At 72.2% G+C, this 20,696-nt stretch carries 25 protein-coding genes and 1 pseudogene; 14 read left to right on the plus strand and 12 right to left on the minus strand.

The window, feature by feature from the left end; all coding sequences use genetic code 11:
- Positions 1-162: 162 nt before the first annotated feature.
- The 3 genes from VLI41_RS06400 to VLI41_RS06410 all read left to right on the plus strand — a co-directional run bounded on the left by VLI41_RS06400 (position 163) and on the right by VLI41_RS06410 (position 2,461).
- On the plus strand, positions 163-1,134 hold the full coding sequence (locus tag VLI41_RS06400; RefSeq protein ID WP_325267232.1) for a WD40 repeat domain-containing protein: 972 nt from the start codon (positions 163-165) through the stop codon (positions 1,132-1,134).
- A gap of 145 nt (positions 1,135-1,279) precedes the next feature.
- Complete coding sequence (locus VLI41_RS06405; RefSeq protein ID WP_325267233.1) at positions 1,280-1,951, plus strand: glutathione S-transferase family protein; 672 nt, start codon at positions 1,280-1,282, stop codon at positions 1,949-1,951.
- Between the two features lie 15 nt (positions 1,952-1,966).
- Positions 1,967-2,461: a VOC family protein gene (locus tag VLI41_RS06410; RefSeq protein ID WP_325267234.1), complete on the plus strand. Its 495-nt coding sequence runs from the start codon at positions 1,967-1,969 to the stop codon at positions 2,459-2,461.
- On the opposite strand, the gene VLI41_RS06415 is transcribed toward VLI41_RS06410, so the two are convergent.
- Positions 2,443-3,126 (minus strand): nitroreductase, encoded by a 684-nt coding sequence (locus VLI41_RS06415; RefSeq protein WP_325267235.1) that lies wholly within the window; start codon positions 3,124-3,126, stop codon positions 2,443-2,445. The two genes, VLI41_RS06410 and VLI41_RS06415, sit on opposite strands and share 19 nt — an antisense overlap.
- A 99-nt stretch (positions 3,127-3,225) precedes the next feature.
- Between VLI41_RS06415 and mtgA the strand changes: the two genes are divergently transcribed.
- Complete coding sequence (mtgA, locus tag VLI41_RS06420) at positions 3,226-3,906, plus strand: monofunctional biosynthetic peptidoglycan transglycosylase (protein ID WP_325267267.1); 681 nt, start codon at positions 3,226-3,228, stop codon at positions 3,904-3,906.
- A 178-nt stretch (positions 3,907-4,084) separates the two neighbouring features.
- Here mtgA and VLI41_RS06425 read toward each other — a convergent pair whose 3' ends face one another.
- The gene (locus VLI41_RS06425; RefSeq protein ID WP_325267236.1) at positions 4,085-4,471 is read right to left on the minus strand and encodes an SET domain-containing protein; all 387 of its coding nucleotides are present in this window, start codon (positions 4,469-4,471) and stop codon (positions 4,085-4,087) included.
- A gap of 37 nt (positions 4,472-4,508) precedes the next feature.
- A complete protein-coding gene (locus VLI41_RS06430; RefSeq protein ID WP_325267237.1) occupies positions 4,509-5,588 on the minus strand; it encodes a GTP-binding protein in 1,080 nt (359 codons plus the stop codon).
- 66 nt (positions 5,589-5,654) lie between these two features.
- Between VLI41_RS06430 and dmeF the strand changes: the two genes are divergently transcribed.
- Together dmeF and VLI41_RS06440 are read left to right on the plus strand one after the other, a co-directional pair.
- A complete protein-coding gene (gene dmeF / locus VLI41_RS06435; protein ID WP_325267238.1) occupies positions 5,655-6,605 on the plus strand; it encodes a CDF family Co(II)/Ni(II) efflux transporter DmeF in 951 nt (316 codons plus the stop codon).
- Positions 6,606-6,612: 7 nt separating this feature from the next.
- A complete protein-coding gene (locus VLI41_RS06440) occupies positions 6,613-7,782 on the plus strand; it encodes a serine hydrolase (RefSeq protein WP_325267239.1) in 1,170 nt (389 codons plus the stop codon).
- Between the two features lie 36 nt (positions 7,783-7,818).
- Here VLI41_RS06440 and VLI41_RS06445 read toward each other — a convergent pair whose 3' ends face one another.
- Positions 7,819-8,235, minus strand: coding sequence for a hypothetical protein (locus VLI41_RS06445; protein WP_325267240.1), 417 nt, complete (start codon positions 8,233-8,235; stop codon positions 7,819-7,821).
- A gap of 108 nt (positions 8,236-8,343) precedes the next feature.
- On the opposite strand from VLI41_RS06445, the gene VLI41_RS06450 reads away from it, so the two are divergent.
- The gene (locus VLI41_RS06450; RefSeq protein ID WP_325267241.1) at positions 8,344-8,574 is read left to right on the plus strand and encodes a hypothetical protein; all 231 of its coding nucleotides are present in this window, start codon (positions 8,344-8,346) and stop codon (positions 8,572-8,574) included.
- A 3-nt stretch (positions 8,575-8,577) separates the two neighbouring features.
- On the opposite strand, the gene VLI41_RS06455 is transcribed toward VLI41_RS06450, so the two are convergent.
- Together VLI41_RS06455 and VLI41_RS06460 are read right to left on the minus strand one after the other, a co-directional pair.
- Positions 8,578-8,733, minus strand: coding sequence for a hypothetical protein (locus VLI41_RS06455; RefSeq protein WP_325267242.1), 156 nt, complete (start codon positions 8,731-8,733; stop codon positions 8,578-8,580).
- Positions 8,734-8,735: 2 nt separating this feature from the next.
- Positions 8,736-10,130 carry a hypothetical protein gene (locus VLI41_RS06460; RefSeq protein WP_325267243.1) on the minus strand — a complete coding sequence of 465 codons (1,395 nt, stop codon included), beginning with the start codon at positions 10,128-10,130 and terminating at the stop codon, positions 8,736-8,738.
- Positions 10,131-10,320: 190 nt separating this feature from the next.
- Here VLI41_RS06460 and VLI41_RS06465 point away from each other — a divergent pair, with 190 nt between their 5' ends.
- Both VLI41_RS06465 and VLI41_RS06470 read left to right on the plus strand, forming a co-directional pair.
- Positions 10,321-10,683 (plus strand): hypothetical protein, encoded by a 363-nt coding sequence (locus VLI41_RS06465; RefSeq protein WP_325267244.1) that lies wholly within the window; start codon positions 10,321-10,323, stop codon positions 10,681-10,683.
- A gap of 19 nt (positions 10,684-10,702) precedes the next feature.
- Positions 10,703-11,686, plus strand: a complete 984-nt coding sequence (locus VLI41_RS06470; protein ID WP_325267245.1) for an aspartyl protease family protein — start codon at positions 10,703-10,705, stop codon at positions 11,684-11,686.
- A gap of 9 nt (positions 11,687-11,695) precedes the next feature.
- Here the strand turns inward: VLI41_RS06470 and VLI41_RS06475 are convergent, their stop codons facing one another.
- The 5 genes from VLI41_RS06475 to VLI41_RS06495 all read right to left on the minus strand — a co-directional run bounded on the left by VLI41_RS06475 (position 11,696) and on the right by VLI41_RS06495 (position 15,971).
- Positions 11,696-13,060 (minus strand): M28 family peptidase, encoded by a 1,365-nt coding sequence (locus VLI41_RS06475; protein WP_325267246.1) that lies wholly within the window; start codon positions 13,058-13,060, stop codon positions 11,696-11,698.
- A 234-nt stretch (positions 13,061-13,294) separates the two neighbouring features.
- Complete coding sequence (locus VLI41_RS06480) at positions 13,295-14,659, minus strand: L,D-transpeptidase family protein (RefSeq protein ID WP_325267247.1); 1,365 nt, start codon at positions 14,657-14,659, stop codon at positions 13,295-13,297.
- A 107-nt stretch (positions 14,660-14,766) separates the two neighbouring features.
- Positions 14,767-15,114 (minus strand): hypothetical protein, encoded by a 348-nt coding sequence (locus VLI41_RS06485; protein WP_325267248.1) that lies wholly within the window; start codon positions 15,112-15,114, stop codon positions 14,767-14,769.
- Positions 15,115-15,228: 114 nt separating this feature from the next.
- A complete protein-coding gene (locus tag VLI41_RS06490) occupies positions 15,229-15,522 on the minus strand; it encodes a TonB family protein (protein ID WP_325267249.1) in 294 nt (97 codons plus the stop codon).
- Positions 15,523-15,539: 17 nt separating this feature from the next.
- A complete protein-coding gene (locus tag VLI41_RS06495) occupies positions 15,540-15,971 on the minus strand; it encodes a hypothetical protein (RefSeq protein ID WP_325267250.1) in 432 nt (143 codons plus the stop codon).
- A 204-nt stretch (positions 15,972-16,175) separates the two neighbouring features.
- Here VLI41_RS06495 and rplU point away from each other — a divergent pair.
- From rplU to VLI41_RS06510, 3 genes and pseudogenes are all read left to right on the plus strand, one after another.
- Positions 16,176-16,682, plus strand: a pseudogene (rplU, locus tag VLI41_RS06500) (50S ribosomal protein L21); the annotation flags it as partial.
- A 280-nt stretch (positions 16,683-16,962) separates the two neighbouring features.
- On the plus strand, positions 16,963-17,235 hold the full coding sequence (gene rpmA, locus VLI41_RS06505; protein WP_325267251.1) for a 50S ribosomal protein L27: 273 nt from the start codon (positions 16,963-16,965) through the stop codon (positions 17,233-17,235).
- Between the two features lie 130 nt (positions 17,236-17,365).
- Positions 17,366-17,911 (plus strand): GNAT family N-acetyltransferase, encoded by a 546-nt coding sequence (locus tag VLI41_RS06510; RefSeq protein ID WP_325267252.1) that lies wholly within the window; start codon positions 17,366-17,368, stop codon positions 17,909-17,911.
- A gap of 35 nt (positions 17,912-17,946) precedes the next feature.
- Here VLI41_RS06510 and VLI41_RS06515 read toward each other — a convergent pair whose 3' ends face one another.
- Positions 17,947-18,237 carry a hypothetical protein gene (locus tag VLI41_RS06515; protein ID WP_325267253.1) on the minus strand — a complete coding sequence of 97 codons (291 nt, stop codon included), beginning with the start codon at positions 18,235-18,237 and terminating at the stop codon, positions 17,947-17,949.
- 261 nt (positions 18,238-18,498) lie between these two features.
- Between VLI41_RS06515 and obgE the strand changes: the two genes are divergently transcribed.
- Positions 18,499-19,548: a GTPase ObgE gene (obgE, locus tag VLI41_RS06520; RefSeq protein WP_325267254.1), complete on the plus strand. Its 1,050-nt coding sequence runs from the start codon at positions 18,499-18,501 to the stop codon at positions 19,546-19,548.
- The gene (gene proB / locus VLI41_RS06525) at positions 19,545-20,672 is read left to right on the plus strand and encodes a glutamate 5-kinase (protein WP_325267255.1); all 1,128 of its coding nucleotides are present in this window, start codon (positions 19,545-19,547) and stop codon (positions 20,670-20,672) included. The genes obgE and proB overlap by 4 nt, the downstream gene beginning before the upstream one ends.
- Positions 20,673-20,696: the final 24 nt, after the last annotated feature.

The following is a 20,696-nucleotide window of genomic DNA, read 5'->3' on the forward strand; positions in this document are numbered from 1 at the left end:
TAACCTGCGGGCGCGGTTGATCCACGCCTGTCCTAAAGTCGCCTGACCATTGGCAAGCCGTTACCGGGTTGTAAAGAGCGTAAGCGCTTGGCGGACCGGCGTTAGGCGCCCCGGGCCCGAAAGTGCATTCCGTTTCGGCCGTCCGCGCTCTAGGGGGAGGCGATGAACCAGTCCTTCGACGCCTATGTGACCAGCGCGCTCTTTGAGGCTTCCGGCCGGGCGCTTTTTGCGCTTGGCGACGGCACGGTGCGCTTCGAGTCGGGCGAAAGCGTCGCAGCCCATGACGGGGCGATCCTGGCCGCCGTCGTCCATCCCTCCGGCGAGGGCCTGATCAGCGGCGGCGACGACGGGCGGCTGGTCTGGTCGCGCACGACCGGCTCCGAAGAGATCGCCAAGGTCCCCGGCCGGTGGATCGACGCCGTGACCGCCTCGCCGGAGTCGAAGCTGATCGCCTTCGCCGCGGGCCGCGACCTGCACGTCCGCGACGCCGCCGATGCGAAATTCGCCCGCACCTTCGCCCACGAGAAGTCGGTCTCCGACATCGCCTTCGATCCCAAGGGGCGCCGGCTGGCGGTCGCGACCTATGGCGGGGCCTGGCTCTGGTACGCCCGCATCGCCGACCAGAAGCCCGCGAAGCTCGCCTGGGCCGGCAGCCACGTGGCCCTGGCCTGGAGCCCGGACGGCAAGTTCCTGATCAGCGCGATGCAGGAGAATCAGCTGCACGGCTGGCGGGTCGCCGACGAGAAGAACATGCGGATGGGCGGCTATCCGGCCAAGGTGAAGAGCCTGGCCTTCCTCGCCAAGGGCGAGATGCTGGCCACCTCCGGCGCCAACGGGGTGGTGATCTGGCCATTTTCAGGCTCGACCGGGCCGATGGGCAAGCAGGCCGCGGAGGTGGGCTTCGACGAGTCCGCCCTGGTGGTCCGCGTGGCTGGCGCCCCAGCACTCGGCTGGGTGGCGGCGGGCCTCGACGATGGGCGGGTGTGGGCCTGCGACCTGGCCGGCCAGAGGATCGTCCCGCTGAAGGCCGAGAAGGGCTCGGCGATCTCGGCGCTGGCGATGAGCGCCGACGGCGCGCGCGTCGCCTGGGGGGACGAGGACGGCGGCGCCGGCGTGGCGCAGGCGGCGGGCTAGCCGCCGTGCGCGAACCTCGAGCGCCGGGCGATCACGTAATCGGATTGCTGAACCGCGGTCGCGAGGCGTACCAAAGTCGCATCGGGGGCGTGGCCGCCCCGCTCGCAATCGGAGGCGCCGGCGCGGCGCCTCGGGGGAAATGCCGATGAAGCTCTATTACGATCCGATCTCCACCACCTCGCGCCCCGTGCTGCTGTTCCTGGCCGAGCATCCCGCCATCCAGGTCGAGCGCCAGGTGGTCAGCCTGTTCAGCGGCGAGCACCAGGCGCCGGCCTATGCGGCCATCAACCCGAACCAGGCGGTGCCCACTCTGGTCGACGAGGCCTTCGTGCTCACCGAGTGCTCGGCGATCCTCAAGCACCTGGCCGAGGATGCCGGCCTCGCCTACCCGAGGGCGCCGCGCGCCCGCGCCCGGGTCAACCAGCTGATGGACTGGTTCAACACCGGCCTGCTGCGCGACCTCGGCTACGGCCTGGTCTATCCGCAGGTGCTCCCGGATCAGAGGTTCGACAATCCCGCCACCCAGGCCGACGTGCTGGCCCGCGGCGCGGCGCGCACGCAGAAGTGGCTCGGCGTGCTCGATCAGCACCTGCTCGGTCAGGCGGGCTATCTCTGCGGCGACGAGCCCACCATCGCCGACTTCATGGGCGCATCCTATGTCACGCTGGCCGACTGGATCGGCTATGATCTGAGCCCCTACCCCAACGTCTCCCGCTGGCTGGCCGCCGTCCGCGCCCGGCCGTCGTGGGAGGCGGTCCACGGCCCCTGGAACGCGCTGACCGCGCAGCTGCGCCAGCCCGCCGCCCAGCCGGCCTGAAACGGAGACGCCGCCATGCCCGCCCGCTTGCACCACATGGCTTTCCGCTGCCGGGACTCGGAAGAGACCCGCGCCTTCTACGAGGAGGTGATCGGCCTCCCGCTGGCCGCGGTGCTGCCGATCGAGGAGACCAAGACCGGGCGCAAGACCCACGTCATGCACACCTTCTTCGAGCTCAGGGACGGCTCGTTCGTGGCCTTCTTCGAGGCCCCGGACCAGCCGTTCGAGTTCAAGCCGCAGCACGACTTCGACCTGCACATGGCCCTGGAATCCGACGCCGACGAGGTCGATCGCGTCACCGCGGCGGCGAAGGCGCGCGGCGTCGAGATCCGCGGGCCGGTGGACCACGGCTTCATCCGCTCCAGCTACTTCCGCGACCCGAACGGCTACGTGGTCGAGCTCGCGGTCAAGCTGCCGGCCCAGGCCGCGATGATGGGCGACCACGGCAAGGCGCGCGCGGCGCTCGAGGCGTGGCGGACGGCGCGGGCGGCTCAGCCGGCGCTCGCCTGAAGCTCCTCGAAGCCCAGCAGCTTGCCCCAGAGCTCGAACGGATCGCGGCTGGCGCGCAGACGATTGATCGGCGCCTCGGGGTCGCGGTAGCCCAGGGCCATGCCCGAGAACAGCATGTGGTCGGCGGGCAGATCGAGGAACGTCGCCACGGTCTGCGGGTAGCGCGCCCAGTACTCCTGCGGGCAGGTGTCGAGCCCGCGCTCGATGGCCAGCAGCATGACGTTCTGCATGTACATGCCGAGGTCCGCCCACTGCGGCGGCCCGAGCTTGCGGTCGAGGCAGAAGAAGATCCCGACCGGCGCGCCGAAGAACTCGCCGTTCTTGGCGAGCTGACGGAGCCTCGCCGGCTTATCCTCGCGCGGGATTCCGATGGTGGCGTAGAGGTCCTCGCCGTTCTGGAACCGGCGGGTGCGGAACGGCTCCCATAGGCTGGGCGGATAGACGTCGTACTCCGGCGTCTCGCCGAACGGGTTCGCCTTGACGATGGCCTTGAAGTCCGCCAGCGGCTGGCCGGTCAGCGCATAGACCCGCCAGGGCTGCAGGTTGCCGCCGGAGGGCGCGCGGGCGGCGCGGACCAGGATGTCCTTCACCGTCGCGCCCGCCACCGGCTTCTCCAGGAAGCCGCGGATGGTGACGCGCCTCTCGACCGCCTCGCTCACGTTCATGTCCCGGCAACCATCTTGGCCTTCAGCTTCGGTCCACCTATCGGCCTCTCCCGGGGGAAGGCAAACGTGACTCGCAAGCCAAGGTCCCGCCCCGGCCTGCTGGGCCGGCTCGTCCGCCGGGCGCTGCTGCTCGCGCTGGTGTTCCTGATCGTGGGACCGATCGCCGTGGTGGCGGTCTATCGCTATGTCCCGCCGCCGATCACCTGGCTGATGGTCGAGCGGGCTTTCCAGGGCCGCGGCTTCGACCGCCGCTGGGTTCCGCTTCAGAAGATCTCGCCGCAGCTGGTCCGCGCCGTGATCGCCTCGGAGGACTCCGGCTTCTGCCGCCATCACGGCTTCGACTGGAGCGCCATCGAGAGGGCGCTGCATCACAACGCCGTCTCCGAGCGGCTGCGCGGCGGCTCCACGATCTCGCAGCAGACGGCGAAGAACATCTTCCTGTGGCCGCACCGCGACTGGCCGCGCAAGGCCCTGGAGGCCTGGTTCACGGTGCTGATCGAGACGATCTGGGGCAAGCCCAGGATCATGGAGGTCTACCTGAACTCCATCGAATGGGGACCGGGCGTCTACGGCGCGGAAGCCGCCGCCCAGCACGCTTTCCACACCTCGGCGGCCAGGCTCACGCCGGCCCAGGCGGCCCGGCTCGCCGCGATCATTCCCGACCCCCTGGCCTGGCGCGCGGCCCGCCCCGGCCCCTATGTGCGCCGTCGCTCCGGGACCATCGTGGCGCGCGCCGGCGCGGTGAGGCGCGACGACCTCGACGCCTGTGTCTATCCGTAGGCGAGCAGCAGAGCTTCAGACAACGATCTTCCCCCGGTCCGGGGGGAGGACCGGGGGGGCGCCAATTGGCGGATCTGGCGGCTGACTGGAGTTGGGCTCGTTCAGCGCCGCGGATATCTGAGCGTTGTTCGACCAACTTTGTTCCGCAGCCGACGTTGGAAAGCTGCGATTCGGCCGCTCAAAACCCGTTTCCGTGACGGCGGACGTGGTCGCAGATGGTGCGGTAGTCGCTGGTCAGCTCCTCGCCGGCCGCGAGATCGCGCGCGGCGTGGTCCTCGCCGAACGAGATGCCGTTGGAGACGGTGGAGGGCTCGTCCGAGTGGTTGAAGTAGCGGCCGTTGTCGCCGCAGAGCACGAACACCCCGGTCCCCTCGTGCCAGGTGCAGTAGGTGGCCAGATAAGCCTGCACGTGGCCGGGCAGGCTCGCCACCTCGTCGGGGGTGTACACGCGGTCGATGCGGCCGTCGAAGCGCCAGATGAGATCGCCACTCTTGACCGGTTTCAGCAGGAACACGCCGAACCCGTGGATCGGGCTCTGACGCAGTTCGGTATCCACCATCATCATGGCAGGACAAACTCAGTGAGGCGCCGAAGGTTTGCGCTCAGGCGATGCAGGACTCGAAGCCGGAACGCAAGGACGCTTCGTCGAGGTCGCGGCCGATGAACACCATTCGCGAATAGCGCTTGTCGCCGGGCTTCCATGCGCCCTGGAAGTCGCCTTCCAGGATCATGTGCACGGCCTGGAACACCAGCCGCCGGTCGTCGCCCTTGACGTCGAGAATGCCCTTGGCGCGCAGGATGTCGGGCCCCTTGGTCTGCAGCAGGTTGTTCAGCCAGGCGGTCAGCCGGTTGGCGTCGAGCGGCTTCTCCGAGGACAGCGACACGCCGCGGATGCCGCTTTCGGCCACATGGTCGTGGATGGGGCCGTGGGCATGATGCTCGCCGTGGTCCCCGCCATCGTGATCGTGCTCGCAGGTGTCGTCGTGCACGTGGCCCGGCTCGCCGTGCACAGGGTTGAGGAATTCCGGCTGCAGCTCGGTGATCCGCGACAGGTCGAACGAGCGGCGCCCGAGGATCGCCTCCAGCGGCGCCTGGCTGCGGACGGTCCGCACGATCGGCGCCAGCGGGTTCAGCCTGCGGATCGCGCTCTCCACCTCCGTGAGCTCCGCCTCGGAGACCAGGTCGGTCTTGTTGAGGACGATCTGGTCGGCGAAGGCGATCTGCTCGGCCGCCTCCTTCGAATCCTTCAGCCGTAGCGGCAGGTGCTTGGCGTCGACCACCGTGGTCACCGAGTCGAGCCGGGTCTTGGCGCGCACGTCGTCGTCGACGAAGAAGGTCTGGGCGACGGGGGCCGGGTCGGCGAGGCCCGTGGTTTCGACGATAATGGCGTCGAACCGGCCCTTGCGCTTCATCAGGCCCGAGAGAACCCGGATCAGGTCGCCGCGCACCGTGCAGCAGACGCAGCCGTTCGACATCTCGAACACTTCCTCGTCGGCCCCGACCACCAGGTCGTTGTCGATGCCGATCTCGCCGAACTCGTTGATGATCACCGCGTAGCGCTTGCCGTGGTCCTCGGTGAGGATGCGGTTGAGCAGCGTGGTCTTGCCGGCCCCGAGATAGCCGGTCAGCACGGTGACGGGGGTCTTGGCGTCGGGAGCCTGGGCGGCGGGGCTGTCGGTCATGAGCGGAGATGTAGGCGAGCCCTCGCGGTTTCAAAAGCGCCCATAGCTGTTATGTCGTAACAGCAGATGACCGCCACCTCTCGCCCCGAGGCGCTCGACGCCTATCGCCGCGACCGCGGCTACCTGGGCGCGGACCATGCCCGCAACGAGCGGCGCACCTGGATCGTGACGGCGATCTGCGCCGTGACGCTTTTCGCCCAGGTGGCGGGCGGGATCGCCTTCCGCTCCATGGCGCTGACCGCCAGCGGCCTGCACATGGCTGCGCACGTGGCGGCGCTGCTGGTCGCCGCCGGCGCCTACCGGATGGCCAGGCGCTATGCGGCCGACCCGCGGTTCGCGTTCGGCGCCGGCAAGCTGGGTTACCTGGCGGGCTTCGCCAACGGCGTCGTGCTGGCGGTGACGGCGCTCGCCATCGGCGTGGAGAGCCTGCAGCGGCTGATCGCCCCCGAAGCGGTCGACTACGGCTCGGCCCTGCCGCTGGCGGCGGCGGGACTGGTGGTGACCGTGGTCTGCGTCGCGCTGCTGAAGCCCCGGCGCGGTGCGCACGGCGCCGACGAGGTGGGCGACCTCAACATCGCCGCGGCCCATCTGCACCTGTCGGCCGACGCCATCGTGGGCGTGCTGGCGATCGCGGGGCTGGCGGCGGGGAAGAGCTTTGGCTGGAGCTGGGCCGATCCGCTGACCGGCCTGGTGGGCGCGGGGCTGGTGGCGCAGTTCGCCGCCGTCCTGCTGCGGCGCGCCGGGGCGGCGCTCCTCGACATGACGCCCTCGCCAAAGCTGGCCGGCGAGATCCGCACGCGGCTGGAAGCCGAGGGCGAGCGGGTGATCGACCTGCACCTGTGGCGCCTGGGTCCGGGTCACTTCGCCGCGGTGGCCGCGGTGGCCGCGCCTGCGGCGCGCACCACCGAGGCGCTCAGGGCGCGTCTGGCCGGCGTTGCGGCGCTCAGCCACGTCACCATCGAGTTGCGCCGCGACGGCGAACCGGCCCACGGTCCCGCCGATGGGTTCGCGCGTTAGGTCACGCATGCGCAGACGAGGTTTGTGGCGTCGCCGGCCGCGGGCCGCGGCGGCCTTTGGCGCCCTGCTGCTGGTCGCCTCCGCCGGCGCCGTCGGCTGGGTCATCGCAGGGCGCGGCGCGAGCTCGCCCCTGGCGCCCGCCGCCACGCCCCGGCCGACCCAGGCCGCCTTCCACGCCCCGCCCGCGCCGCAGGACCTGCAGGAGGCCCTGGAGAAGCTCGCCGCGCGCTACCGCGAGCCGGTCGGAATCGCGGTGACCGACGTCTCGCAGCGCTGGACGGCGCAGGTCGCCGGCGAGGAGGTGTTCCCGCAGCAGAGCGTCTCCAAGCTGTGGGTTGCGCTCTCGGCGCTTTCCGCGATCGACCGCGGGGCGCTCAGCCTGCAGCAGAAGGTGGTGCTGACCTCCGACGACCGCTCGGTGTTCTACCAGCCGCTCGCCGCCCGGATCCGCGCGAGCAGGCCCTACGAGACGACGGTCGACGACCTGCTGCGCCGGGCCCTGACCGAGAGCGACAATGCCGCCAACGACAAGCTGATCCGCGAGCTCGGCGGCGGCCAGGCGGTCACCCGCACCTTGGCCGAAAAAGGTCTCGACGGGCTGGGCGTCGGCGAGACCGAGCGCGACATGCAGACCCGCGCGGCGGGGCTGACCTGGAAGCCGGATTACGGCGTGACCTGGATCTGGAAGTCGGCGCGCGAGCAGCTCCCCGACTCCGTGCGCGACCGGGCGCTGGCCGAATACCTGGCCCACCCGCCCGATGGCGCCCGGCCGGCGGCCATCACCCGGACGTTGGCCGCCTTGAAGCGGGGCGAGTTGCTCTCGCCGGCGTCCACGCAGCTGATGCTCGAGCTCATGGCCGAGTGCCGGACCGGGAGCTCGAGGCTCCGCGCCGGGCTGCCGCGCGGCTGGTCCATCGCCCACAAGACCGGCACCGGGCCCGACTGGAAAGGCGCCTCGATCGGGATCAACGACGTGGGCCTGGTCACGGGCCCCGACGGCAAGACGTTCGCCGTGGCGGTGATGATGCGAGAGACCCGCAAGCCCGTGCCGGAGCGGCTTCGCCTGATGCAGGCCGTCTCCCGCACGCTCGCGGCCTGGTGGACGAGCGAGGGACACGCCGAAGAGGCGCGCCAGCAGATCGCCTCGATCGGAACGCCTCCGGACGCGGCGCGCTGAGCGCCCGCCCTCCGCTGGCCGGCGACGAGAGGTCGCTCACCGCGCCTGGACGGGGGGAGGGTTCAACGCCTGGACCATGCCCTTGACCACCGTCAGCTCGATCGGCCGCCCGGCGAAGTCGTGCGAGGCCCAGGTGACCCCGATGTGCGGATCGGCCGGGAACACCGTGCAGTAGGAGAACGGAAGGGTCGGCGGGTGCGATTGCCGCAGGCAGACCTTGTCGCCCTTCATGGTCCAGTGGCCGTCCAGCGGCGCCCCGTTGCGCCCCACGCCGTTCCAGCCGCCGTCGGGATGCAGCCAGATCTTCTGCGAGCGCCCGTCCGGGTAGATCGACAGCACGGTGTTGCCGAACGCCGCGGCGATGCGGCTGAAGTCGGCGGCTTGCGCATTGAGGGCTGAGAAACTGACGGCAAGGGCCAGGGTGGTGCGGATCAGCATGCGGACCTTTGGCATGACGGGCTACAACGCAAGAAGCCGGAAAGCGTGCCCTGCGCTCCCCCGCCTGGACTCTTGGCGGGCGGCAGGTGAACTGAAACTGACAAACGGCAGGAGGCGCAAGCCATGGACAGCGAATTGAGCCCGGACGCCGAGCGCGCGGGCATGTTGGCGGCGCTGCATGCGATCGTGGTGGGGACCCTCTCGACCCTGAAGCGCAAGGGCGTGCTGAGCGCCGAGGAGATCGACCAGCTGTTCGACGCCGGTCTCGCCGTGTTCGAGCGCGGGGAGCCGGACGACACCAAGGCGGCCGCCCGGCTGACGCTGGAGATCCTGGCCCGCAGCCTCAGGGCGTAGACCTCAGGCGAGCTTGTGCGCGACGAGGAACCAGAAGGCGAGCAGGGCGAAGAGGCCGAACCCCGCCGCGCTCCAGGCCAGCCGCCGCTCGCGGTCTGCGCGGAAGCGGGCGATGGGGCCCGGCCGCCGGCGGCCCTTCGGAACGATCACCCAGGGCACCGCTAGCCGCCGTGGTCCTTGCCGTGGCCGCGGTCCTTCTGGCCGCCGCCCTGTCCGCCGTTCCCGTGGCCGCCGCCCGGAGCCGCGCCGCCCGGGCCGCCGCCCGCGTGCGGATTGCCGTGGGCTTGCGGCGCCGCCGCCTGCGGCTGGGCCTGGGCGAAGCTTTGGGCCGGCGGGCCGCCGCCGTGCCGACCGCCGCCCCCGCCGAAGGGGTGCGGCGGCCCCTGGACCTGCGGCGGCGCGCCGGCGAACCGCGGCCCATGTCCGCCGCCGTGCGCTTCAGGTCCTCGCGCGACGGCCGCACGGCCGGCCCGCTCGGCGGAGAAGGCCATCTGCGGCGGAGCGTGGCCCATGTGGCCGCGCCCGTGCGGGGCGGCGAAGGCGACCTGCGGGCGGCCATGCGCCATCGGGCCCCGCTCGCGCGGGCCCTGGAAGCGCGGCTCGCGCTCAGCGCGCATCGGCTCCGGGGCGCGGGCTTCGGCCAGGCGCATCTGGCGGCCAGCCGGCGGGGCGGCGCGCAGCATCGGCGGACCGCCGCCATGGCGTCCGCCCGGCCCGCGCGCGCCGACGATGGCGAGCCTCTGGCCGTTCTGGGGAAGGCTCGCGGCCATGGCGATGTGGCGCTGGCGGTCGGGCGCGTAGCGCCGGACGAAGTCCTGGCCGGTGCGGGCGCGCCAGTCGCGCCAGGCGGGCTGGGTGTCCCCGGCCCGGATCCACGGCTGCTGGTCGCGGGTGATCAGCGGCGCCCGCTGGCTCCAGACCGCCTGCGTCACCTGGTAGCGCGGCGCGCGGACATAGGCCTGGCGAAGATCCAGGCCGCGGGTCCAGTACTGCTGGGCCGTCGGGTAGTAGCGGTCGTAGCTGTCGGCGGCGAGCAGCGCGCCGGCCGCGTCGAACAGCGCGATCAGCGCGCCGTCCGGACCGAAGGCGTAGCCGTAGTACGGATCGGCCACGAAATAAGGGTAGGCCGCGTCGGGCTCGTAATAATAGAAGCGGTAGGCGTCGCCGTAGGGCTCGGCGAACATCAGGCTGTCGTCGTCCGCCTCCCATACCCAGGGCTCCTCGTCGGCATAGTAGAATCCGTAGTCGGGCGGCACGTCGTAGAAGGTGCGGTCGAGGCCGTAGGCCTGCTCGGCGTAGGGCCAGGCGCGCGCCGGCTCGTAGCGGATGCGGCGCACCGCGCCGCTGGCATAGGCCGGCGGCGGCGCCGGCGGCGGATAATAGCCCTGGGGCGCCGCTTCATAGGGGCCTCCGGGCTGCGGCAGGGCTGCGTACTGCGCCGCCGGCGGCGGCCCTTGGAAGCGGGCCAGCAGCGGACGATTGTCGACCTTGCAGGCGGCGAGCGGCGCGAGGGCGGCGCCGGCGAGGAGGATCAGGACAGGTCTGGCGAATCGCATGACTTCGGATCGACGGTTGCGCGCCGAGAACGCCGGCGCCGGAACTGCGGCCGCGCAGATGCGCGCCTGCCCGTCCCAGGCGCATCGGCCGCCCGGAGCCAACGTGCGCCGCGCCGGGAAGGTTGCGCATCGGTGAACCTTCGGGCCCGCGCGCCATTCGTTACGGCGAGACGCGGAAAGGCTCATTGGCATGACCGACCAGACCCCCACGCCCCAGACGAGTTCGGGGCCGGACCGCGGCGCGAACCCTGCGCTGATCAAGGGCGACATCGATTCCGGCGAGACCGGCGACAAGGTCCCGGGATTCGACCCCGGCGCGGCTCCGCTGGGCTCCGACGAGGAGGCCGCAGGCCCCATGGTCTCCGGCCGCACCGAAGCGCGAGAACGGGTCCAGGAACGCGCCGCGCGGCCGCAGGAGAGGCGCCCGAACGCCGCCACGCCCGAGCTCGCCCCCGACGGCGCTGCGCCCAGGCAGGGCGGCGGGCTGGCGATCGCGGCCCTGATCGGGGTCGCGGCCGGGATCGGCCTCGCGCTCGTCTATCTGGCGATCTAAGGCCGGGCTAAGAGGGGGAATGTTCAGCCGACGGGCGCTGCTGCGCCAGCTCGCCTTCCTGGGCGCAGGCCTGGGCGCCGCCTGGTGGGTGCGCGAGCACTACCTGTTCCCCAAGCCCGTCGTGACCTTCGGACCCGGGCTCTCCGGCGCCGGCTGGATGCCGCTCACCGATCCCGGCGGACTGATCGAACTGCCGACCCATGTGCGCGGCATCCCCGTCCGGGCGGTGGTCGACTCCGGCGCCCAGTTCTCCGCCATCGACCGAACCTTCGCCACGCGACTTGGCCTGGAGCCCGCGCCGATCCCGATGCTGGCCTTCGGGGTGAGCGGGGCGCCGGCGGTGACCCACACCGTGGCGCTCGAGCTGAGCGTGGGGTCCATGCAGGTCACCGGCATGCGCGCGGCGACGCTGGATCTGCTGTCGCTCTCCGGCGCCATGCGCCGACCCTTCGCCCTGCTGCTCGGCCGCGACCTGCTCGGCCAGGTGGCCGCCGACATCGACTGGCCGAACGCCCGCGTGGCCCTGATGCGGCCCGAGGCCTTCCAGGCGCCGCCGGCCGCCCGGCTCGCCCCGACGACGAGCCGCAACCGCGCGCTGATGACCGAGATCTCGATCGAAGGCGGCGCCCCCGTCGAGGTCATGGTCGACACCGGCGCCACCTCGGAGATCGCGCTGGCCGAATCGGTGGCCGCGAAGCTGGGGCTCCTGGACGGCCGGCCCATGCAGACCGGGCGCTCGGTGAGCCTGGGCGGTCTGAGCCGCGACCGCGTGGTCCGCGCCGCCAGCGTCGAGTTCGCCGGCCAGCGGCTGAGCGACGTGGAGGTGCAGATCTTCACGCCCGCCGTGCAGGGGCCGTTGCCGGACGGGCTGCTGGGGGTGGGCGTCCTGCGGCGCTACCGCGTCGGGCTGGACCTGGGCGCGGGGCTGCTGTGGCTGGCCGGGCCCGCGCGCGCCGCGCCGATCCGACCGGGCCAGCCGCACGCGATCATGGGCGGCCCTTAGGCGCGGCGCTCAGGGCTTTCTGGGCGGCTCGCGTTCGAAAGTTCCGGCGCGGCCGGGAAACACCACGGGGCTTTCGTAGCCGTCGGCCGAGATCGCGGCGACGCCGAAGAAGGAATCGTCGATGTTGATGTCCTTCAGCAGCGCCTCGGTCGCGCCCGTGACCAGCCGGTTGTAGCGCCACTGCGGATCGGTGGTGCCGCGCCACCAGACGCGGTAGGCGGCCGCGCCGGGGACCGGATTCCACTTCACGGTCGTGTCGGACGAGACCGCGCCCGAGATCTCGACCCCGGTGGGCGGGGCGGGCGCCGAGGCCAGGGCCGCCAGGGTGACGACGTTCAGCCGGGTCACCTGGGCGAGGTAAGGGAAGTCGACGCCTTCGATGACGTCGCCGTAGCGGATGCCGTTCTCGATTCGCACGTCCTGGTGCTGGCGGTGGTAGTTCTCGACCGCCTCGGTGACGCGCACCGCCGGGTAGCCGGCCTTGAGCATCTCCACCTGGTCGCTTCCGCGGCTGAAGCGGTCGGTCCGATAGACCATCACCACGTCGAGGTTGGTGAGGTAGCGGTCGGCAAGCCGGTCCATGAAGCGGGCGAGGTTGCGCGAGGGGCTGTCGACCTCGCCGCCGTTGTAGCGCCGCCTGTCGGCCTCGGCGGCGGTTTCGGTGGTGCGGGTGCCTTCGGAGAACACCCGCACGTGGGTGTTGTCGCGCAGGCCCGAGGTGCCCTCGGTGTTGCCGTCGATGTCGTTGTTGAGGTCGGCCTCGACCCGCCAGTCGTGAGCGGCGGCGTAGCCGGCGAGCACGTGGCCGCCGTAGAGCCCCTGCTCCTCGCCGGAGAGCACGGCGTAGACGATGGTCGCGGGGAACCTGTGCCTGGAGAGCACGCGGGCGGCCTCGAGCACCTCGGCCGTGCCGGAGCCGTCGTCATTTGCGCCCGGCGCATCGGCGGTGGCGTTCATCACGTCCGAGACGCGGCTGTCGAGATGGCCGGAGATCACCACCACCCGCTCCGGGTCGGTGGTCCCGCGCTGGATGGCCAGCACGTCGACGATCTCCGTTGGCTTGGGGATGCGCGGGCCGGTGGCGGTTTCGGCCGGCGTCTCGATGGTGAGGCAGCCGCCGCAGGCCTTGGCGTACTCGGCGAACCGCGCCGCGACCCAGCGCCGGGCCGCGCCGATCCCGCGGGTGTTCGAGGCGGTGTCCGAGAGGGTGTGGCGCGTGCCGAAGCCCACCAGGCGGGCGATCGTGGCGTGCTCGGCGTCCGGGCTGACCTCCGCGGCGAGCTGATGCAACGGCGGATGGTCCGCGAAGCTCGGCGACTGGGCGGCGGCGGGGGCGGCCGCCAGGAGGGCCGCGATCGACAGGGCGAGGCGCAACTCGGGAAGCTCCGCAACGGAAGGCGGCGGAGCTTCGCGCCCGCGGCGCGCAAAGGCAATCGGGCGACGCTAGAAGGCGCCCAGAAGGGCCTGGGAGATCCATCCGGCGGCGAAGCTCATCAGAGCGACGCCGCCGAAGAAGGCCAGGGCCGGCAGGAAGGCATCCTCATCGAGCAAGGCGGAGCTCCTCTCTCGGGCTAAGAAGCGGCGCGCCCGACCGCAGGTTCCCTCGCCTCAGGCGGCCTTCTGCGGCTTCGCCGGAAGCGGCGCCGGGGAGACGCTGCGCGCCTTGGTGAGGCTCGCTTCGAGCTTGGCGTCGCGCCGATAGACGTCGGGGTGGAAGACCAGGCCCTGCGGGCCCGGCGAGGCGGTGAGGTAGACGATGTAGACCGGCACCGGTTCGGGAAGATTCACCCGCTCCTCGGGTTCGCCGGGCTCGGTGAGCAGGCGGGCGTCGTCGCCCAGCAGCCAGCGGGCGAGCCGCGGGGCGTCGGCCAGGCGCACGCAGCCGGCGCTCTCGGTGCGACGGGCCTGCGCAAAGAACTGCCTCAGAGGCGTGTCGTGCAGATAGACGCCGAGCTGGTTGGGAAAGACGAACTTCACCTGCCCCATCATGTTGCCGTCGCCGGGCCGCTGCCGAACGCGCAGGATCCGCGCGCCGGACGCCACCGCCCGCCAGTCGACGGACGCCGGCGGGAGCACCGTGGCGTTCGGCGTCCAGTCGGAGAGGACCTCCATGTTCTGGCTCGCCAGGTACGAGGTCCCGTAGCGCAGCACCTTGGGCGCGATGGAATCGCGCACCAGGTCCGGCGGCACGTTCCAGTACGGGTGCGCCACGGCGAAGCGGATCAGCCCCGCCATCGCCGGCGTGGGTTCGGACAGCTTGCCCACCACCACGTCCATGGAATCCGCCGGCCGGCCGTCCTCGTACAGCCACAGCTTCTGGGCGGCGGCGTCGACCAGCACATAGCGGCGCCCGAGGTCCGGGGGCAGGGCGCGGGCGCGTTCCAGGTTCGCCAGGATCGTCCGCGCGCCGGAGGCCGAGCCGCCGCGCGCCCGCCAGGCCGCGAGCGCCGCGCGCAGCTGCTCGTAGAGCGGGTTCATGTGCGCAAGGCGGGCGATCGCCGCTGCGGGCGAGGTCCGCGCCGCGAGCTGCAGGACGCCCAGTTCGTCGACCTGCGGCGGGGCGACCGCCGGATCGGCGTAGATCATGCCGACGTCCGTCGCCGGGGTGTGCAGATCGCGGCCCCAGCGGGCCAGGGCGGCGGACAGCGCCACCTCGGCGCGGGCCAGGTCGTCCGGCTGGCCGCTCCCGGCCCGCGCGACCGCCTCGGCCAGCGCCGCGCCGCCATAGGCCTGCGGGTCCAGGCCGTCGCCGCGGGCGGCGTGGACGCGCTCGACCAGCGTCTCGGCCTCGGGCTTCAGCCGCCAACCGCGCACCCAGATCGCGCGGTCGTCGCGGTCACGGTAGAAACGGCCGACCGCGGCATCGATGTCGGGCGCGCGCGCCAACTCGGCGGCGATCGCCTTGGCGATCGGGCCATAGGGCGCATGCCGCGCCGCCCCGGGCAACGGCGCCACCCGGGCCGACAAGGGCATGGCCAGCGCCCCGGTTATCGCGATGGCGACGACCAGGGGCCATTGAGGCCGCCCGGCGGGCTGCGCCGGACGGCCGTCAGGTCGGGACGACGGAGACTCTGTGTCTGTCAGCCGCGTTCCCCAGCCGTGCCGCCGCCGCTCGTGCCGGCGGTGTTCGTGGCCGTGCCGGTCGCCGCGGTGTTGTCCGTGGCCGCAGGCGCGGTCGTGGTGGTGTCGGAGCTATAGCTGCCGGCCGCCGGCGCCGTGGTGGTGGTCGTCGTCTGATCGCTCGAGCCCACCGTGCCCGTCGTGGCCGAGGTGTTGCTGTTCGGCATGTTGTTCGACGGCGTGCTGTTCGAGGGCATGTTGCTCGAGGGCATGTTGCTCGAGCTCGAAGAGCCGGAGGTCGTCTGGGCGACGGCTGCGCCGGCGAGCAGCAGGGCGCCGATCGCGCCGGCGACGGTAAGGGTTTTCATGAGCCAGACTCCTGTGGGGAAAGGACTCGCCTGCAACCCTGGCCGTTCAGGAGAGTTCCGCCCGGTTGCATTTTGTGAATTGGGGTCCGGCGCGCCGCCGTCCGGGCGATGCAGCTATCGGCGCGCCGTCGGCCCGAACCGGATCGGGATCGTGACCCTGGCTCCGGCCGTCGGCCGGCCGCCGCGGCTCACCGGATTCATCCTGATCCGCCCGGCCATGCGCAGCGCCGCCTTGCCGAGCCCCTGACCGCGCGGCGCCTCAGAGACCACCCGGCAGTCGGCCAGCCGCCCGTCGGCCCGGACCCGGCAGTCGAGGCTGGCGACGCCGCCGACGCCCTGCGCCGCGGCCGAGCTCGCCAGCCCTGCGGCCACGAGCCCGCCGGCCAGCCAGGTCCAGGCCCGGCGCACGCCCGGCTCCCGACGGCTCAGCCCTTGCCGCCGCCGGCCGCCACCACGCGGTGGATCTCCTCGGTGAGCTGGTTGTTGATCTTCAGCAGGCGGTGCAGGTCGTCCTCGATCTTCAGCAGCGCCTCGGCGTCCTTGTAGGTCTGCAGCGCCTGCTTGTCGGAGGCGGCGGCCGCCACCTTCTGGCCGACCATGATCACCGACAGCAGGACGAGCTGCAGGAAGGTCTGCGCGATCCACGAGATCAGCGCCGCGGTGCCGGCGTGGACTGCGGCCGGCAGGCTGATCAGCGCCAGGATCCCGAAGGCGTAGGCGCACCACATGGTGCCCACCGCATTGGTGATCAGGATGGCGAACCGGCCGTTGAAGCCGAGCTGCTCGCGCCGGGTGGTGTGGGGGCCGGCCTGCTCCCGCTCGGCGATCCTGGGGTGGGGGATGTGTTGCGTGGTCATCTGCGCCTGCCGCGGTTGCTGTAGCCGAGAGGCTAACAGGGCGCGGGCTTACGGCGAAGCCTGGGCGCGGCGGGCCCCCATTTTCCGCCTGCGCGGTTCGTTGACTTCGCCCGGCCTTCCCGTATAAGTCCGCCCCTCTCGCCCGCGGGGCCTCTCGCGGGCGCGTTCCATTTTGCAGACAGCTCCGTTTTTGAAGGCGCGAAGATGTACGCGGTGATCCGGACCGGCGGCAAGCAATACCGGGTGCAACCCGGCGACCTGCTGGTGGTCGAGAAGCTCGAGGGCGACCCCGGCGCGAACGTCGCGTTCGGCGACGTGCTGATGCTGGGCGAGGGGGAAGCCGTGACCGTCGGCGCGCCGCTCGTCGAGGGCGCCCGCGTCCAGGCCACCCTGATCGAGACCCGCAAGGGCGAGAAGATCAAGATCTTCAAGAAGATCCGCCGCCAGGGCTACCGCCGCACCAAGGGTCACCGCCAGCTGCAGAGCGTGCTGCGGGTGACCGCCATCGCCGGCGCCGGCCAGGAGGCCAGGTGGGACGGCGAGGTGAAGCTCACCACCAAGGCCGAGCTCGACGCCCACGCCCGGGGCCTGGATTACGCCGCGCCGCTCGCGGCGAACCTCGCCCCGGTTGAGACCGCCAGGCCTGCGCCCACGCCCCGCAAGGCGGCCCAGCCGAAGCCGGCCCGCACGGTCGAAGAGGTGGCCGCTTCCGATGAGGTGAAGCAGGCCATGGACTCGGCCGAGACCAACGCCCCGGTCGCCGAGGCTCCGGCCAAGGCCCCGGCGGCCAGGAAGCCGGCGGCCGCCAAGGCCGCCCCGGCCAAGGCGGAGGCCCAACCGGCCAAGCCGGCCGCGAAAAAGGCGGCGGCGCCCAAGGCCGAGGCCAAGCCGGCGGCGGAAAAGAAGCCTGCGCCGAAAAAGGCCGCGGCCACCAAAAAGGACAAGGGCTCCGCCGAGTAGGGGCGGGTCTTCAGGCGATTAGGAGAGCGCAATGGCTCACAAGAAATCCGGCGGCTCGTCGCGCAACGGGCGCGATTCCGCGGGTCAGCGGCTCGGCGTGAAGAAGTTCGGCGGCGAAGCGGTGCTCGCCGGCAACATCCTCGTGCGTCAGCGCGGCACCAAGTGGCGGGCCGGCGACAACGTGGGCGTGGGCCGAGACCACACCCTGTTCGCGCTGGTCGACGGCGCGGTGAGGTTCGTCACCAAGCAGGATGACCGCACCTACGTGACGGTGGTCCCGGCGATGGAGACGAACGCCAGCTAAGGCGGAGCTTCCATCCGGCTCCGCCCTTCCTTCAGAGGCGGACCGGACAGACGACCGAGCGGGGAGTCCGGAACGCCGGGCTCCCCGCTTTGTTTTTGGGCCTCAAGCTGGGGTCCTGGGAGGCGACATCATGTGCGCGATCGAAATCACCTCGGACATCACGCCGGTCATTGCGACGGAGCGGCTGACGCTGCGGGGCCCGGTGAGCGGCGACGCCCAGCCGCTGGCCGGCCTTGCCTCCGACCTCAACGTGGCGGGCCGGACCTGCTGGCTGCCGCACCCGTTCGGCGAGGCCGAAGCGGAGGCTGCGGTGGCGCGCGCCATGCGCCTCGACTGGCAGCGCGAAGCTCAGTTCGCCATCGAGCACCGGCACTTCGGCCTGGTCGGGATGTTGCGGCTGACGGCGCGGCCGAACGGGCGGCCTGAGCTCGGCTGCTGGATCGGCCGGCCGTTCTGGAACCGCGGCTATGCCACCGAGGCGGTGCGGGCGGGCCTGAAGTGGGTCAGGCGCGACTGGCGCAAGCGGCTGGTGGTCGCCGGCCACTTCGCCGACAACCCGGCCTCGGGCCAGGTGCTGTGCAAGGCGGGCTTCCTCTACACCGGGGACGTGGAACTGCGCCGCTCCAAGGCGCGCGGCGCGGAGGTCCCGACCCGGATGATGGTGTGGCTCGCCTAGCCTCTAGGCGGCCGCGGCCGCCCGCGGCGAGGGGATCAGCCCCGCTCGCCCGGGTGCGCCGCCGCCGCGCCCGCCGCGTGATGGCGACGGTGGTGGTGGCGACGATGGTGGGTCGCCGCCGCGCGTCGCGCCGCCTCCAGGGAGTCCATGCGCGAGGAGAGCTGGGTCACCTGCGTGCTGACGCCTTGCGCCTGCGACTGGGCCGCCTGGGCCGCGCTGCCGGCCGAATCGGCGCTGCTCTGCGCCCGCTGAGCGGCGGCCGCAGCGGCGTCGGCGCTGCTCTGCGCCCTCTGGGCTGCGGCCTGTCCGGCCTGGGCTGCGGCCATGGCCTGATCGGCCGCAGCCTGCGCGCGTTTCACCGACCCGACGGTCGCGCAACCGCCGAGCGCCAACGCGCCGGCCATGAGAACTGCGGTAGTCCGCCCCGCCTTCGTTCGCATCGAATGTACCTCCCTAGGTCAAGCTCTCCTCAACTGCGCAGCCGGCATGACAGTTCGCGGCCCGATCATTTGGCATTCCGGCTCCGGCTTGGCGCGGACATCGGCGCGCCGTTTCGTGCTATGCGCCGCGTGAAGGCCGGCTGACCCATGAAGTTCCTCGACCAGGCGAAGATCTACATCCGCTCCGGAAACGGCGGGGCGGGCGCGGTCTCGTTCCGCCGCGAGAAGTACATCGAGTACGGCGGGCCGGACGGCGGCGACGGCGGCCGCGGCGGCGATGTCTGGGTCGAGGCGCTCGACGGCCTGAACACCCTCATCGACTACCGCTACCAGCAGCACTTCAAGGCCGGGACCGGCGAGCACGGCATGGGCCGCAACCGGCACGGGGCGAACGGCGACGACGTGGTGCTGAAGGTCCCGGTGGGCGCCCAGGTGCTGTCCGAGGACAAGCAGGAGCTGATCGCCGACCTCACTCAGCCGGGCCAGAAGATCCGCCTGCTGAAGGGCGGCAACGGCGGGTTCGGCAACACCCACTTCAAGGGGCCGATCAACCAGGCGCCGCGCTTCGCCATGCCGGGGCAGGAGGGCCAGGAGGCCTGGATCTGGCTGCGCCTGAAGCTGATCGCCGACGTGGGCCTGGTGGGCCTGCCGAACGCCGGCAAGTCGACGTTCCTGGCGGGCGCCAGCGCCGCGCGGCCCAAGATCGCCGATTATCCGTTCACCACGCTCAGCCCTAACCTCGGCGTGGTGGACCTCTCCTCGGGCGAGCGGTTCGTGCTGGCCGACATCCCGGGCCTGATCGAAGGCGCCAGCGAGGGCGCGGGCCTCGGCGCGCGCTTCCTCGGCCACGTGGAGCGGACGGCGGTGCTGATCCACCTGGTCGACGCCACGCAGGACGACGTCGCCCAGGCCTGGCGGACCGTGCGCCAGGAGCTGCGGGCCTATGGCGAGGGCCTGGCCGACAAGCCCGAGGTGCTGGCGCTCAATAAGGTGGACGCGCTGGATTCCGCCGCCCGGGCCGAGAAGGCCCAGGCCCTGGCGGCCGCCGCCGGCGCGCCACCCAGGCTGGTTTCGGGCGTCTCCGGCGAGGGCGTGACCGAGCTGCTGCGCGAGGCCTACGCCCTGGTCCGCGCCCGGCGGGCCGCGGCGGCCGAGCCGAACTCCGCCGAGAGCCGCTCGGAGGGCTGGGCGCCGTGAACCAGCTGGGGGGCGCCAAGCGGATCGTGGTCAAGGTGGGCTCGGCGCTGCTGGTCGGGGCCGGCGGCGCGGCCGACGCCCATTGGCTGCACGCCTTCGCCGCCGACATCGCCCGCCTGCGCGAGCGCGGCCAGCAGGTGCTGGTGGTCTCCTCGGGCGCCGTGGCGCTGGGCCGCCGCAGGCTCGGTCTCACCCGCCGGGCGCTGTCGCTGCCGGAGAAGCAGGCCGCCGCGGCGGCCGGCCAGTCGGCGCTGATGCGCGCCTGGGAGGAGGCGTTCGAGCCGCATGGCCTGTCCGCCGCCCAGGTGCTGCTGACCCGCGACGACACCGAGATCCGCCGCCGCTGGCTGAACGCCCGGGCGACGACCGAGACCCTGCTCGCGCTGGGCGTCGTGCCGGTGGTCAACGAGAACGACACCGTGACCACCGAGGAGATCCGCTACGGCGACAACGACCGGCTGGCCGCCCGCGTCGCCCAGATGATCGGGGCGGACCTCCTGGTCCTGCTCTCCGACGTCGACGGGCTCTACACGGCCGATCCGCGGCGAAATCCGGACGCGCGGCATGTCGGTCACGTGGAGCGCCTGACGCCCGAGATCGAGGCCATGGCGGGCGGCGCCAACGCCGGCGGCGTCGGGACCGGCGGCATGGCGACCAAGCTCGCAGCCGCGAAGATCGCCAGCGCGGCCGGCTGCGCCACCGTCATCGCGCTCGGGCATCGCCCCTCCCCGTTGGCCGCGCTGGAGGCCGGCGAGCGCGCGACGCTGATCGCGCCCTCGACGACGCCCGCGGCGGCCTACAAGGCCTGGATCGCGGGCTCGCTCGCTCCCGCCGGCGCCCTGGTGGTCGACGCCGGCGCCGCGGCCGCGGTCCGGCGCGGCAAGAGCCTGCTGGCCGCCGGCCTGCGCCGGGTCGAGGGCCGCTTCGAGAAGGGCGACGCGGTGGTCATCCTCGACGAAGGCGGCGCTGAGATCGCCCGCGGGCTCGCCCGCTACGAGGCGGCCGACGCGAGCCGCATCTGCGGCCTGAAGTCCGCCGCCATCGAGCCCGCGATCGGCTACACCTCCGGCCCCGTCGTGCACGCCGACGACCTGGCGCTGGTCCAGGCGGACGCGGCGCGCTAAGGCTCAGATTGAGCAAAAGGGAAC

This window comes from Phenylobacterium sp. (genome assembly GCF_035475775.1).
In the GTDB taxonomy this organism is placed as follows: domain Bacteria; phylum Pseudomonadota; class Alphaproteobacteria; order Caulobacterales; family Caulobacteraceae; genus Phenylobacterium.